14 protein-coding genes are annotated in these 13,039 nt (G+C 69.6%); all 14 read right to left on the reverse strand.

Annotation, left to right across the window (positions count from 1 at the left end; all coding sequences use genetic code 11):
- Positions 1 to 153 precede the first annotated feature (153 nt).
- Positions 154 to 504, reverse strand: coding sequence for a rhodanese-like domain-containing protein (locus SJY14_RS09770; protein WP_071253418.1), 351 nt, complete (start codon positions 502 to 504; stop codon positions 154 to 156).
- Complete coding sequence (gene secF / locus SJY14_RS09775) at positions 501 to 1,511, reverse strand: protein translocase subunit SecF (RefSeq protein ID WP_071253419.1); 1,011 nt, start codon at positions 1,509 to 1,511, stop codon at positions 501 to 503. Before secF ends, SJY14_RS09770 begins: the two co-directional genes overlap by 4 nt.
- The gene (secD, locus tag SJY14_RS09780; RefSeq protein WP_071253420.1) at positions 1,511 to 3,274 is read right to left on the reverse strand and encodes a protein translocase subunit SecD; all 1,764 of its coding nucleotides are present in this window, start codon (positions 3,272 to 3,274) and stop codon (positions 1,511 to 1,513) included. Before secD ends, secF begins: the two co-directional genes overlap by 1 nt.
- 96 nt (positions 3,275 to 3,370) lie before the next feature.
- Entirely contained in the window at positions 3,371 to 3,784 is a 414-nt protein-coding gene (gene yajC, locus SJY14_RS09785) for a preprotein translocase subunit YajC (protein WP_071253422.1), read from the reverse strand.
- Between the two features lie 79 nt (positions 3,785 to 3,863).
- A complete protein-coding gene (gene ruvB, locus SJY14_RS09790) occupies positions 3,864 to 4,889 on the reverse strand; it encodes a Holliday junction branch migration DNA helicase RuvB (RefSeq protein WP_071253423.1) in 1,026 nt (341 codons plus the stop codon).
- Positions 4,886 to 5,500 carry a Holliday junction branch migration protein RuvA gene (gene ruvA / locus SJY14_RS09795; protein WP_071253425.1) on the reverse strand — a complete coding sequence of 205 codons (615 nt, stop codon included), beginning with the start codon at positions 5,498 to 5,500 and terminating at the stop codon, positions 4,886 to 4,888. Before ruvA ends, ruvB begins: the two co-directional genes overlap by 4 nt.
- Positions 5,497 to 6,072, reverse strand: coding sequence for a crossover junction endodeoxyribonuclease RuvC (gene ruvC, locus SJY14_RS09800; RefSeq protein WP_071253427.1), 576 nt, complete (start codon positions 6,070 to 6,072; stop codon positions 5,497 to 5,499). Before ruvC ends, ruvA begins: the two co-directional genes overlap by 4 nt.
- Before the next feature lie 9 nt (positions 6,073 to 6,081).
- Positions 6,082 to 6,843: a YebC/PmpR family DNA-binding transcriptional regulator gene (locus SJY14_RS09805; protein WP_071253429.1), complete on the reverse strand. Its 762-nt coding sequence runs from the start codon at positions 6,841 to 6,843 to the stop codon at positions 6,082 to 6,084.
- Between the two features lie 37 nt (positions 6,844 to 6,880).
- On the reverse strand, positions 6,881 to 7,489 hold the full coding sequence (gene pdxT / locus SJY14_RS09810) for a pyridoxal 5'-phosphate synthase glutaminase subunit PdxT (RefSeq protein ID WP_071253432.1): 609 nt from the start codon (positions 7,487 to 7,489) through the stop codon (positions 6,881 to 6,883).
- Positions 7,490 to 7,511: 22 nt separating this feature from the next.
- Complete coding sequence (gene pdxS / locus SJY14_RS09815; RefSeq protein WP_043592715.1) at positions 7,512 to 8,426, reverse strand: pyridoxal 5'-phosphate synthase lyase subunit PdxS; 915 nt, start codon at positions 8,424 to 8,426, stop codon at positions 7,512 to 7,514.
- A 23-nt stretch (positions 8,427 to 8,449) separates the two neighbouring features.
- Positions 8,450 to 9,034 carry an HIT domain-containing protein gene (locus SJY14_RS09820; protein ID WP_255364100.1) on the reverse strand — a complete coding sequence of 195 codons (585 nt, stop codon included), beginning with the start codon at positions 9,032 to 9,034 and terminating at the stop codon, positions 8,450 to 8,452.
- A gap of 2 nt (positions 9,035 to 9,036) precedes the next feature.
- Complete coding sequence (thrS, locus tag SJY14_RS09825) at positions 9,037 to 10,974, reverse strand: threonine--tRNA ligase (protein ID WP_071254592.1); 1,938 nt, start codon at positions 10,972 to 10,974, stop codon at positions 9,037 to 9,039.
- Positions 10,975 to 11,167: 193 nt separating this feature from the next.
- Positions 11,168 to 11,617 carry a Fe-S cluster assembly sulfur transfer protein SufU gene (sufU, locus tag SJY14_RS09830; RefSeq protein ID WP_396598783.1) on the reverse strand — a complete coding sequence of 150 codons (450 nt, stop codon included), beginning with the start codon at positions 11,615 to 11,617 and terminating at the stop codon, positions 11,168 to 11,170.
- A complete protein-coding gene (locus SJY14_RS09835) occupies positions 11,614 to 12,963 on the reverse strand; it encodes an aminotransferase class V-fold PLP-dependent enzyme (RefSeq protein WP_369825254.1) in 1,350 nt (449 codons plus the stop codon). The genes sufU and SJY14_RS09835 overlap by 4 nt, the downstream gene beginning before the upstream one ends.
- Positions 12,964 to 13,039 lie beyond the last annotated feature (76 nt).

Here is a 13,039-nt window from a genome sequence, read left to right on the forward strand (position 1 = left end):
CGTGTTCTGACCACCGGGCACCTCGGACGGTGCGGAGTTGTTCCGTGTGGTGATCTCGGTCACGGCAGCACCTCGTTCTCTCGGGTCGGAGTGACGCCACCGGCCGTCATGGTCGGACGTGGACTCCGTGGGGTCAAGGGTACCCGTCGGCCGTCAGTCGGCCGACGACACGGGGTGATCGTCCCCGGCCACGACCACGCCGCCGGCGTCGCGCCAGGCGAGCATCCCACCGACGACGTTCCGGGCGTCCACACCGACGCCGCGGAGGGCATCCGTTGCGCGGGCCGAGCGCATGCCGGAGTGGCAGACGACGAGGACGGGGCGGTCGGTGGGGACCTCGTCCACACGATCGTTCAGCTCCGAGAGCGGAATCAAGGTCGCACCGGGCGCGTGCGCGTCATCCCACTCGTGTCGCTCTCGGACGTCGAGCAGGTAGGTGCCCTCGGCCAAGGCGTCGATGGCAGCGTCGGCCCCGATCTCGGGTCGGCGGTCGTCGCCGATCATGCGCCCACCGTCTCGTCGACGGTGAGCGGCTCGGTCTTCTGTGCCTCGAGCTTCCGGGCGTCTCGCTTGGCGATGTCGGGCTCGCGGAGGCGAAGCGTGGCGTACAGAGGCGAGGCGATGAAGATCGTCGAATAGGTGCCGACCAGGATGCCGATGAACAAGGCCAGCGAGATGTCGCGAAGCGTGCCGGCACCGAGGACGAACGCTCCGATGAACAGGATGGCCGCGACGGGGAGGAGCGCCACCACGGACGTGTTGATGGACCGGACGAGCGTCTGGTTGATCGCCAGGTTCACGGACTGCCCGAACGTGCGACGTGAACCCTCGCCGTCTTCGGTCGTGTTCTCTCTGATCTTGTCGAAAACCACCACGGTGTCGTAGAGCGAGTAGCCGAGGATCGTCAGGAAGCCGATGACCGCCGCCGGGGTGACCTCGAAGCCGACGATGCCGTAGATGCCCGCGGTCAGGACGAGGTCGTGCAGCAGGGCGGCCATGGCCGCCAGCGACATCTTCCAGGTGCGGAAGTAGAGCGTCATGCCGATCGCGGCGAGGATCAGGAAGATCACGAGCCCCTTGATGGCCTGGCTCGTGATGTCTGCACCCCACGACGCACCGATGAACGACGAGGTGACCCGGTCGTCGGGGACGTCGTACGCCGTGGCCAGGGCTGCCGCCACGTCGTTCGTCTGGGCGGCCTCGAGCTGCGAGGTCTGCACGCGGATCGTGTCGGTGCCCACCTGGGTGACCCGGGGGTTCGACCCCGGTACGACCTCGTCGACGGTCGCCGAGGCGACGTCCTGGTCCAGCTCGGCCGGCTGTGCGATCTGGAACTCCGAACCGCCCGTGAACTCGATGCCGAAGTGGAAGCCCCCGCGGAGGAACGGGACGGTGACCGAGATGAGGATGACGAGGGCCGCGATCCAGTACCAGCGGCGTCGGTGGCCGACGATGTCGTACGACCGGGCACCGGTGTAGAGGTCGTTGCCGAACTTCGAGAAACTGGCCATCAGGAGTCCTTCTTCCCTTCACCGGCGGTCGACGTGTCGACGCGCTCGGTGTTCTTCTCGGCGGCTTTGCGCTCGGCGATGGTCTGACGCTTGACGGCTTCGCGGCCGCCCGCTCCCTTGCGGCCGACGACGGCCGGGGTGCGGAACTGCGCCCGCCCACGGTAGACGGCGCCGAGGGCACGGGGGTTGAGCCCGCTGAACGAGTGCCCCTCGCCGAAGAACCGCGTCCGGGCGATCAGTTGGAGCATGGGGTGCGTGAACAGCGAGACCACGATGAGGTCGATCACCGTGGTGATGCCCAGGGTGAGCGCGAACCCCTTGACGTTGCCGACGGCGAGGATGAAGAGCGTGATGGCCGCCAGGAAGTTGACCGTGTCGGAGGCGACGATGGTGCGGATGGCGCGCTTCCAGCCCGATTCGACGGCGCTCTCGAGGATGCGGCCGTCGCGCAGCTCGTCCCGGATGCGTTCGAAGTAGACGATGAAGGAGTCGGCCGTGATGCCGATGGCCACGATCAGACCCGTCACCCCTGCGAGCGAGAGGCGGTAACCCTCGCGCCAGGACAGGATGGCGATCACGAGGTAGGTGAGGACAGCGGCGATGACGAGCGACAGCACCGTCACGAACGCGAGGGCCCGGTACTGGATGAGCGAGTAGATGACGACCAGGATCAGACCGATGAGACCGGCGATGAGACCGCTGACCAGCTGGGTCTGCCCCAGGGTCGCGGTGATCGTCTCGTTGCTCTGCACCGAGAAGCTCAACGGCAGGGCGCCGAACTTCAGCTGGTCGGCGAGGGTCTTCGAGGAGTCCTGCGTGAACTGGCCCGTGATCTGGGCCTTGCCGTCGGTGATGGCGGCGTTGGCGGAGGGAGCCGTGATGACCTGGTTGTCGAGGGTCACGGCGAACTGGTTCTGCGGCGCCTGCAACGAGACGAGGCGCGAGGTGACCTCGGAGAACCGGTCGGTGCCCTGACCGTCGAACTCGAGGTTGACGGCCCAGGTGTTGGTCGAGTTGCCCTGCGAGTCGGCGGCGAGGCCGTTCGTGGCATCGCTGATGTCGGAGCCCTGCACCTCGACCGGACCGAGGATGTACTTGGCCGTGCCGTCGGTGGAGCAGGTCACGAGCGGCTCGTCGTCACGGGCCGTGGCCAGGTCGTTCTCGGCTGCGCAGTCGTAGTTCTGGTAGAGGTCGGCGAGCTGAGGGGTGATCCAGGACAGGTCGGACGCGTTCGTCGGGGACGCCGTCGGCGTGCTCTCGAGGTCGGGGTTGGGAGTGTACGGTGTGGCGCTCGGGCTGGCCGTGGCGTTGTCGCCCTCTCCGCCGACCGCGGCGTTCGACACGGCCTCGGTGTAGAGCACGGGACGGAAGGTCAGCTTGGCCGACGCCTCGATGCGCTCGAGGGTCGCGTTGTCGGGCCGCCCCGGGATGGAGACGACGATGTTCTGCGTGCCCTGCTTGGTGATCTCGGATTCCGAGACGCCGGCCGAGTCGATGCGCTGCCGGATGATCGTGACGGCCTGGTCGAGCTGCTGGGACGACACCGTCTCACCGCTCTGGAGCTGGGCCGCGAGGGTGATCTGCGTCCCGCCCTGCAGGTCGAGGGCGAGTTCGGGCACCCAGCTGGCTCCGTTCCACCAGCCGTCACGACCGGAGTCGTTGAGGAACGTGGCCGTGCCGTTCAGGGCCGTGAGGCCGGCGATGATGACCAACAACCAGGTCAGGGATCGTATTGCTTTCTTCACCGGCGTCGAGCGTGCCACGGAGGAACTCTGCTTTCTCATGGGAGCGCGCGCCCACCCGGAGCGCGCGCCGTGGATCGGACCCGACCGCGCCAGGCGGTCGGGACGGTCGTCAGGTCAGGCCTTGTTGTCGGTGTCCTTGGTAACGGTCGAGTCGACCGGCGCGGACGTGGCGCGCTCACCGAACTCGGGCGCGTCGCCGATGACGCGGTCGTGCTCGGTGCTGCCGTCGGACAGCGAGTCGGCGTCGTCGGCGACGGGCTCGTCGATGACCGGTTCGACGACGCGGCCCAGGGTCTGACGGTGGACCTTGAGGACCGTGCCGGGCGAGACCTCGACCTCGGCCACGTTGTTCTCGTCGTCGATGGAGACGACGGTGCCGTACACGCCGAACGACAGCATGACCTCGACGCCGGGGACGAGCTTGTTCTGCAGTTCGGCCTGCTGACGGTCGCGCTTCTTCTTGTTGCGGAACATGAAGAACACGAGGACCACCAGGAGGAGGACCATGATGAGGGTTGCGGGATCCATGCGGAACTCCCTTTCGCTGTTGGGGGTGTGGGCCGAGCGGGACTCGCTTCAGCGAGCGACGGCCTCGGACCTGCAGGAATTATAGGTCATCGCCGAAGAGCGCCCCTGAGGCGTGCGTCAGGCCGAAGTGCCGCCAGGCCTCGGGAGTCGCGATGCGGCCCCGGGGCGTGCGGGTGAGCAGGCCGACGCGGACCAGGAACGGCTCGACGACGGACTCGATCGTGTCGGCCTCTTCGCCCACCGACACCGCGAGCGTGTTGAGGCCGACGGGTCCGCCGCCGAAGCGCGTCAGCACCGTCTGGACGACCTCTCGGTCGAGGCGGTCGAGCCCCAGCGAATCGACGTCGTAGAGGTCGAGCGCTTCGCGCACGGTCGTCAGGTCGGCGTCCCGTCCGTGGACGAGCGCGTAGTCGCGCACACGCCGGAGCAGGCGGTTCGCGATGCGAGGCGTGCCGCGGCAGCGTCCGGCGATCTCGGCCAGGGCGGCACCGTCGATGACGATGCCGAGCAGCGAGGCGGCCCGACGGAGGACCTCGGTCAGTTCGGCCTCGTCGTAGAACTCGAGGTGCGCCGTGAATCCGAAACGGTCGCGCAGGGGGTTCGGCAGCAGTCCGCTGCGGGTGGTCGCGCCGACGAGCGTGAAGGGCGACAGCTCGAGCGGGATGCTGGTCGCGCCCGCCCCCTTGCCCACCATGATGTCGATGCGGTAGTCCTCCATCGCGAGGTACAGCATCTCTTCGGCCGGCCTCGCCATGCGGTGGATCTCGTCGATGAAGAGCACCTCGCCCGGCACGAGTGCGGAGAGGACGGCGGCGAGGTCGCCCGCGTGCTGGATCGCCGGACCCGACGACATGCGCAACGGTCGTGCCCCTTCGTGGGCCACGATCATGGCCAGGGTCGTCTTGCCGAGCCCTGGCGGCCCCGCGAGGAGGATGTGGTCGGGGGTGCGGCCCTGCATCGTCGCAGCCTTGAGCAGCAGCTCGAGCTGGCCCCGCACCTTGGTCTGGCCGACGAACTCGCCGAGCGAGGTGGGCCGCAGTGCCCCCTCGAAGGCCAGCTCGGCCTCGGATTCGAGCGTGGGACGAGTCAGGTCGTCGTCGGTCACGCGCGGGCCCCGGCGGACTTCTGCGGTCCCAGGTGACCGAGCGACGCACGCAGCAGCTGCGGCACGGCGACCGCGACGGCATCACCCCGGTCGGCCACGACGGCGTCGATGGCGGCCTGGGCTTCGCGCTCGGACCAACCGAGCCCGACCAACGCGACGAGCACGTCGGCGGCGGTCGTCGACGCGGCCGTGACGGTCGGTGCACTCGGTGCCACGTCGAGCTTGCCGGCCAACGACAGGACGATCAGCTTGGCCGTCTTGGGGCCGATGCCGGAGACGCGGCGGAAGGCGGCATCGTCGTCGTCGGCCACGGCGGTGGCGACCTGGTGGGGCGTGAGCGTCGACAGGACGCCCTGGGCCGACTTCGGTCCGACGCCGGTGACGCTGCGCAGCAGGTCGAAGACCTCGAGTTCTTCACGGTCGGCGAACCCGAAGAGCGAGAGGTCGTCTTCGCGGACGATCAACGCCGTGTGCATGAGCGCTTGCTCGCCGACGCGGACCGTCAACGCGAGTTGTGGCGTGACCGACACCCGGAGGCCCACGCCACCGACCTCGACCACGACCGACGTGCCGGACGCGGACAAGACGGTACCGCGGACACTCGAGATCATGCCCCCAGCCTAGGAGTGCGCACCGACTTCTCGGCGTCGCGCCACGCTCGCTGGGCCGGCGTCAGCGACCCCGAGGAGGCGCGGGCCGCGACGGGCGCGCCCCGCCAGGCATGGCAGATGGCAAGGGCCAGGGCGTCTGCGGCGTCCGCCGGTCGGGGCGCCTCGGCGAGCCCGAGCAACCGGGCGACCATCGTGCCGACCTGCTTCTTGTCGGCCGACCCGTACCCGGTCACGGCCGCCTTGACCTCGGAGGGTGTGTGCAGCGTGACGGGGATGTCGCGCTCGGCCGCGGCACGAAGGGCGAGACCGCTGACCTGCGCGACGCCCATGACGCTGCGGACGTTCTGCTGGGCGAAGACCCGCTCGATGGCCATGGCGTCAGGTCGGTGCTCGTCGATGAGTGCGTCGAGACCACGACCGAGGGCGAGGAGGCGCAGTTCGAGGGCGAGGTCGGGGGCCGTGCGGATGACCTGGACGTCGACGAGGGTCGCGCGTCGTTGGGCGTCGACCTCGACGACCCCGACCCCGCACCGGGTGAGCCCGGGGTCGATGCCGAGCACCCGGAGCGTCACCGAGGCGACCTATTCTTCGTCGTCGAGCGCGGCCTGCACGTCGGCGGGGACGTCGTGGTTCGCGTAGACGTTCTGCACGTCGTCGTCGTCGTCGAGGGCGTCGATGAGCCGGAACACCTTGCGGGCCGTCTCGAGGTCGACCTCGATCTTGAGCCCGGGAACGAACTCGATGTCGGCCGAGTCGTAGTCGATGCCGGCGTCCTGCAGGGCCGAGCGGGCCGGGACCAGGTCGGACGCCTCGGTCACGATCTCGAAGCCCTCACCGCGGTCGGTGACCTCTTCGGCCCCGGCGTCGAGGACGGCCGTGAGGACGTCGTCCTCGGTGAGGTCGTCGGTCTTCATGACGGCGATGACGCCCTTGCGGCTGAAGTTGTAGGCCACACTGCCGGGGTCGGCCATGGTGCCGCCGTTGCGGGACATCACCGTGCGGACGTTGGCGGCCGCGCGGTTCTTGTTGTCGGTGAGGCACTCGATCAACAGAGCCACGCCGTTCGGACCGTAGCCCTCGTACATGATGGTCTGGTAGTCGACGCTCTCGCCGCTGAGACCCGCGCCGCGCTTGATGGCGCGGTCGATGTTGTCGTTGGGGACCGAGGTCTTCTTGGCCTTCTGGACGGCGTCGACCAGCGTGGGGTTGCCGGACATGTCGGCACCGCCCTGCTTGGCCGCGACCTCGATGTTCTTGATGAGCTTGGCGAACGACTTGGCACGGCGGCTGTCGATGACGGCCTTCTTGTGCTTGGTCGTTGCCCACTTGGAATGCCCGGACACGGTGCTCCTTCAGATGCTGACGTGGATCGCGACGAGTCTACCGCGACGCCCGCGCACGGGCCTTGTCGAGGAACCGCGCGTGGAACCGGAGGTCGTCGGTGACCTCGGGGTGGAACGAGGTGCCCATCAAGGGGCCCTGCTCGACGGCGACGACCCGGCCGTCGTCGAGGACGCCGATGGCCGTCGCGGCCGGCCCGACCTGGTCGACCACCGGGGCTCGGATGAACACGGCGTGCACCGGCGGACCGTCGAGCACGGGGACGTCGACGTCGGTCTCGAACGAGTCGGTCTGCGAGCCGAAGGCGTTGCGCCGCACCGAGACGTCCAGGCCCCCGAGGCTCCGCTGCCCCGGGATGCCGTCGACGATGCGGTCGGCGAGCATGATGAGGCCGGCACAGGTGCCGTAGACGGGCAACCCCGACCCGATGGCACGCCGGAGCGGCTCGTCGAGGTCGAACATGCGCGACAGCTTGTCCATCACGCTGGATTCGCCACCCGGGATCACCAGGCCGTCGATCTCGTCGAGCTCGGACGCGCGGCGGACGGGTACGGCCTCGGCCCCGAGCGAGGTGAGGACGCCCAGGTGCTCACGGAAGTCACCCTGCAGGGCCAGGACGCCGACCCGAGGCGTTCGTGCGGTGGTCATCACCGACGATCGACCCCTGCGGTCACCAGCCGCGCTCGGCGAGGCGGTGGGGTGCGGGCAGGTCGGGGACGTTGATGCCGACCATCGCCTCGCCGAGACCGCGCGAGGCATCGGCCACGACCTGGGGGTCGTCGAAGAAGGTGGTGGCCTTGACGATCGCCTTGGCACGGTCGGCTGGGTTGCCCGACTTGAAGATGCCCGAACCGACGAAGACACCGTCGGCGCCGAGCTGCATCATGAGCGCCGCGTCTGCCGGCGTCGCGACGCCACCGGCGGTGAAGAGGACGACGGGCAGCTTGCCGGTCTCGGCGATCTCTTTCACGAGCTCGAACGGAGCCTGCAGCTCTTTGGCGGCGACGTAGAGCTCGTCGGCCTTGAGGCCCCGCAGCTGGGCGATCTCTTTTGAGATCGTGCGGATGTGCTTGGTCGCCTCGGACACGTCACCCGTGCCGGCTTCGCCCTTGGAACGGATCATGGCCGCACCTTCGGTGATGCGGCGCAGCGCCTCGCCCAGGTTGGTGGCCCCGCAGACGAAGGGGACGGTGAAGTTCCACTTGTCGATGTGGTTGACGTAGTCGGCCGGGCTGAGGACCTCGGACTCGTCGATGTAGTCGACGCCGAGCGTCTGCAGGATCTGCGCCTCGACGAAGTGGCCGATGCGGGCCTTGGCCATGACGGGGATCGACACGGCGGCGACGATCTCGTCGATCATGTCGGGGTCGCTCATGCGGGCGACCCCGCCCTGCGACCGGATGTCGGCGGGGACGCGCTCGAGGGCCATGACGGCGACCGCTCCGGCGTCTTCGGCGATCTTCGCCTGCTCCACGTTGACGACGTCCATGATGACGCCGCCCTTGAGCATCTCGGCGAGACCGCGCTTGACGCGGCTCGAACCGGTGGTGGAGGACTGGCTGGAGGCAGGGGTCGTGTCGCTCATGATGGCCCCTATCTTAGGCCCGATCAGCGGTCGGGTGACGCCGCCGGGACAGGACCGGCGCCTCCGGTCGGCCAGGCCTCGGCGACCGCGACGCGGACGTCGCCCAGCAACTGCGTGACGGCCTTCGTCTGCGCGATGATCGGGAAGAAGTTCGAGTCGCCGCCGTAGCGTGGCACCACGTGCTGGTGCAGGTGGGCGGCGATGCCGGCTCCGCCGACCTGCCCCTGGTTCATGCCGATGTTGAAACCCTGCGCGTGCGACACCAGGGTGAGGACCCGCATGGCTGTCTGGGTCAGCGACGCGATCTCGGCCACCTCGTCGGTGGTCGCGAGGTCGTAGGTCGAGACGTGCCGGTACGGGCAGACCAACAGGTGGCCGGGGTTGTAGGGGTAGAGGTTGAGCAGCACGTAGGCGTGTTCGCCCCTCGCCACGATGAGGGCCTCGTCGTCGGACCTCGACGGCGCACTGCAGAACGGGCAGGAGTCGTCGTGGGCGTCCTGGCCCGCCTCGACGTAGACGGCGCGGTGGGGCGTCCAGAGTCGCTGGAAGGCGTCGGGGACCGCGGCGAAGTCGGAGGAGGACTCGGCCGTGGTCCCGTCGGCGCCCACGTTCAGACCTGGGCCTTGGTCTCGATGGCCGCGACGATCTTCGCGATCGCCTCGTCGAGCGGCACGCCGTTCTCCTGCGAGCCGTCGCGGTAGCGGAAGCTGACGGCACCGGCCGCACGGTCGTCCTCGCCGGCGATCAGCTGGAACGGCACCTTGGCCTTGGTGTGCGTGCGGATCTTCTTCGGCATGCGGTCGTCGCTGTGGTCGACCTGGGCCCGAACACCGACCTCGCGCAGGCGCGCCACGACCCCGTCGAGGTAGTCGCCGTACTCGTCGGCGACGGGGATCGCCACGACCTGGACGGGTGCCAGCCAGACCGGGAACGCACCCGCGTAGTGCTCGGTGAGCACGCCGAAGAAACGCTCGATTGAGCCGAACAGCGCACGGTGGATCATCACCGGTCGCTGACGCGACCCGTCGGCCGCCGTGTACTCGAGGTCGAAGCGCTCGGGCAGGTTGAAGTCGAGCTGGACCGTCGACATCTGCCAGGTGCGCCCGATCGCGTCGCGCGCCTGGACCGAGATCTTCGGCCCGTAGAACGCCGCCCCGGCCGGGTCGGGCACGAGTTCGAGGCCGGTCTCTTCCGCGACCTGTCGCAGGGTCGCCGTCGCCTCGTCCCAGGTGGCGTCGTCGCCCACGTACTTCTCGGGGTCCTTCGTGGAGAGCTCGAGGTAGAAGTCGTCAAGGCCGTAGTCGCGCAGCAGGCTGAGGACGAAGTCGAGCGTGCCCTTGAGCTCGGCCGCCATGTCGTCACGGGTGGTGAAGATGTGCGCGTCGTCCTGGGTCATGCCCCGCACGCGGGTCAGGCCGTGGATGACGCCCGACTTCTCGTTGCGGTACACCGTCCCGAACTCGAACAGACGCTGCGGCAGGTCGCGGTACGACTTGGCCGACGAGCGGTACGCCAGGATGTGCATGGGGCAGTTCATCGGCTTGAGGTAGTAGTCCGCGCCCTGACGCGTGATCTCACCCTCGTCGTTGCGGGCCTCGTCGAGGTGCATCGCCGGGAACATGCCGTCCTTGTACCAGCCCAGGTGGCCCGAGGTTTCGAACAGGGCCGCCTTGGTGATGTGCGGCGTGTAGACGAACTCGTAGCCGGCCTTCTCGTGGCGCTCGCGCGAGTAGTCCTCCATCTGGCGACGGATGATGCCGCCCTTGGGGTGGAAGATCGCGAGCCCCGAGCCGATCTCGTCGGGGAACGAGAAGAGGTCGAGCTCGGCACCGAGCTTGCGGTGGTCGCGCTTGGCGGCCTCTTCGAGCCGGGCCTGGTAGGCGCGCAGGTCGTCCTTGGTGGGCCACGCCGTGCCGTAGATCCGCTGCAGCTGGGGGTTCTTCTCGGACCCGCGCCAGTAGGCGGCCGCCACGCGCATCAGCTTCGTGGCGTTGCCGAGGAGGCGCGTGCTGGGTACGTGGGGACCGCGGCAGAGGTCGAACCACACGACTTCGCCGGTCTTCGGGTCGAGGTTGTCGTAGACCGTTAGCTCAGCCCCGCCGACCTCGACCGACTCGCCGTCGGCGCCGAGGTCGTCGGCCGACCCGCCCTTGAGTCCGATCAGCTCGAGCTTGAACGGTTCGTGGGCGAGCAGGTCGCGGGCCTCGTCTTCGGTCACGACGCGCCGACGGAAGCGCTGGCCCTGACGGATGATGCGCTCCATGCCCTTCTCGATGGCCTTGAGGTCGTCGGGGGTGAAGGGCTCCGCGACGTCGAAGTCGTAGTAGAAGCCGTCGGTGACGGGCGGCCCGATGCCGAGTTTCGCCTCCGGGTTGATCTGCTGCACGGCCTGGGCCATGACGTGCGCCGCCGAGTGCCGCAGGATCGCCAGGCCGTCGGGTGAGTCGATCGTGACCGGCTCGGCGACGTCGCCGGCCTGCAGCTCGGTCGCCAGGTCGCGCAGCTCGCCGGCCACGCGGACGGCCACGACCGCCTTGTCGGTGAACAGGTCGAAGCCGGTCGTCGTCTCGGTGGCCTCGACGGCCGAGAGGCCGGACGGGGCTGAGGAGGCGGTCGGGTCGAGGTCGGTCTGGTCGGACACGGCGGTGGTTCCTATCGTCGAGGGGCGGGGACCACTTTAGCCGTCGACCGACCATCGTCCGGCCGGGACCGCCCCGACGGACGACGCGGCCGCGGACGGTTCAGACGGTGCGCAGCTCGGTCGAACAGGCCTCGGCCGCGACCCAGGCGAGCATGCCGCACTTGACCCTCATGACGAACTTCGAGACCCCGTGGAACACGACGGCGTCGCCGAGCACCTCGTCGTCGGGCTCGCCGGCACCACGGGACCGCATCATCTCGCGGAACTCCCCCACGAGGGCGTCGAGCTCGGACAGCGTCCGGCCCGGTGCCAGCTGGGCCAAGACCGAGGCCGAGGCCATCGAGATGCTGCAGCCCGCGCCCTGCCAGCGCAGGTCGGCGATTCGGTCGGTGCCGGGCTCGAGGGCGACGCGGACGGTGATCTCGTCACCGCAGGTCGGGTTGCGTTCGTGGTGCTGCGCGTCGGCCCCGGGCAGCTCGCCGTCGCCGTGGCGCGCCTTGGCGTGATCGAGGATGACCTGCTGGTACAGGCCGTCGAGGGCGGCGCTCACCGCGCCTCCTCGGTTTTCTCGTCGGGAACCGCCGGGCCCGCGACGCCGAAGTAGTCGCGGACCTCGGCGACCCCGGCGACCAGCCGGTCGACCTCGTCGCTCGACGAGTACAGGTAGGTGCTGGCCCGCGTCGTGGCCGTCACCCCGAGGCGCCGGTGCAGCGGTTGGGCGCAGTGGTGGCCGACGCGCACGGCGATTCCCCGGGCGTCGAGGAACTGGCCGACGTCGTGGGCGTGCACCCCGTCGACGACGAAGCTGGCGAGTCCCGATCGCGGCACCCCCGCGGGCGGGCCCACGACCGTGACGCCATCGATCGCCTCGAGACCGCGGACGAGCAGGTCGGCCAGGGCCTCTTCGTGCTCGCGCACGCGGTCCATGCCGACGGCGTCGAGATAGCGGACGGCCTCGGCGAGGGCCACGGCCTGCGACACGGGCTGCGTGCCGGCCTCGAAGCGCTGCGGGGCGGGGAGGTACTCGGCGCCCTCCATCGTGACCGTCGTGATCATCGAGCCGCCGGTGCGGAAGGGCGGCAGGGCGTTCAGCAGCTCGGCCTTCCCGTAGAGCACGCCGATGCCCGTGGGCCCCAACATCTTGTGGCCCGAGAACGCGGCGAAGTCGACGTCGAGGCCGTGCAGGTCGACGGGGCGGTGCGGCGCCGACTGGCAGGCGTCGAGGACGACGAGGGCGCCGACGGCGTGCGCCGACGCCACGAGCTCGGCGACGGGTGCGACGAAGCCGGTGACGTTCGAGACGTGGGCGAAGGCGAGGAGGCGCGTGCGGGGTCCGATCACGGACGCCGCGTCGGCGGTGGTCCAGGTGCCGTCGTCGCGGACGGGCACGAAACGCAGCGTGGCGCCCGTCGTCGCGGCGAGTTCCTGCCACGGGACGAGGTTCGCGTGGTGCTCGGCCTCAGTGACGACGATCTCGTCACCGGGCGCGAGGGCGAAGCGTCGCGCGGCCTCGCCACCCCGGCCGTGCGTGGCGTTCGCGAGGCCGTACGCCACGAGGTTGAGCGCGTCGGTCGCGTTCGAGGTCCACACGATCTCGTCGACGTCGGCACCGACGAAGCGGGCGACCGTCTCGCGCGCCTCTTCGTAGGCTTCGGTCGACGAGGCGGCGAGCGTGTGTGCGCCCCGGTGCACGGCCGAGTTGGTCGTCTCGAGGAAGCGGCGCTCGGCGTCGAGCACGGCGGCCGGTCGCTGTGCGGTCGCCCCCGAGTCGAGGTAGGCGAGCGGCTCGCCGTTGACGTCCTGCTGCAGCAAGGGGAAGTCCGCGCGCAGACGGCGGGCGTCGTCGTCGGACAGCCCCGGACGGGCGGTGGATGGTGCGGAGGAGGTGGTGGTCACGGTGTCCCTTCTCGTCGATCGTAGCGAGGCGCCCCGAGGGGCCCGGCGTCGGCCGACACAGGACGCAACGGTCGCC

It is taken from the genome of Frigoribacterium sp. R86507, assembly GCF_044597695.1.
Classification (GTDB): Bacteria; Actinomycetota; Actinomycetes; order Actinomycetales; family Microbacteriaceae; genus Frigoribacterium.

What these genes read in the sequence shown, in the direction of transcription:
- SJY14_RS09770 (WP_071253418.1), bottom strand. Translation starts at nt 504, where the DNA reads ATGATCGGCGACGACCGCCGACCCGAGATCGGGGCCGACGCTGCCATC.
- secF (WP_071253419.1), bottom strand. Translation starts at nt 1,511, where the DNA reads ATGGCCAGTTTCTCGAAGTTCGGCAACGACCTCTACACCGGTGCCCGG.
- yajC (WP_071253422.1), bottom strand. Translation starts at nt 3,784, where the DNA reads ATGGATCCCGCAACCCTCATCATGGTCCTCCTCCTGGTGGTCCTCGTG.
- ruvA (WP_071253425.1), bottom strand. Translation starts at nt 5,500, where the DNA reads ATGATCTCGAGTGTCCGCGGTACCGTCTTGTCCGCGTCCGGCACGTCG.
- pdxT (WP_071253432.1), bottom strand. Translation starts at nt 7,489, where the DNA reads ATGACCACCGCACGAACGCCTCGGGTCGGCGTCCTGGCCCTGCAGGGT.
- pdxS (WP_043592715.1), bottom strand. Translation starts at nt 8,426, where the DNA reads ATGAGCGACACGACCCCTGCCTCCAGCCAGTCCTCCACCACCGGTTCG.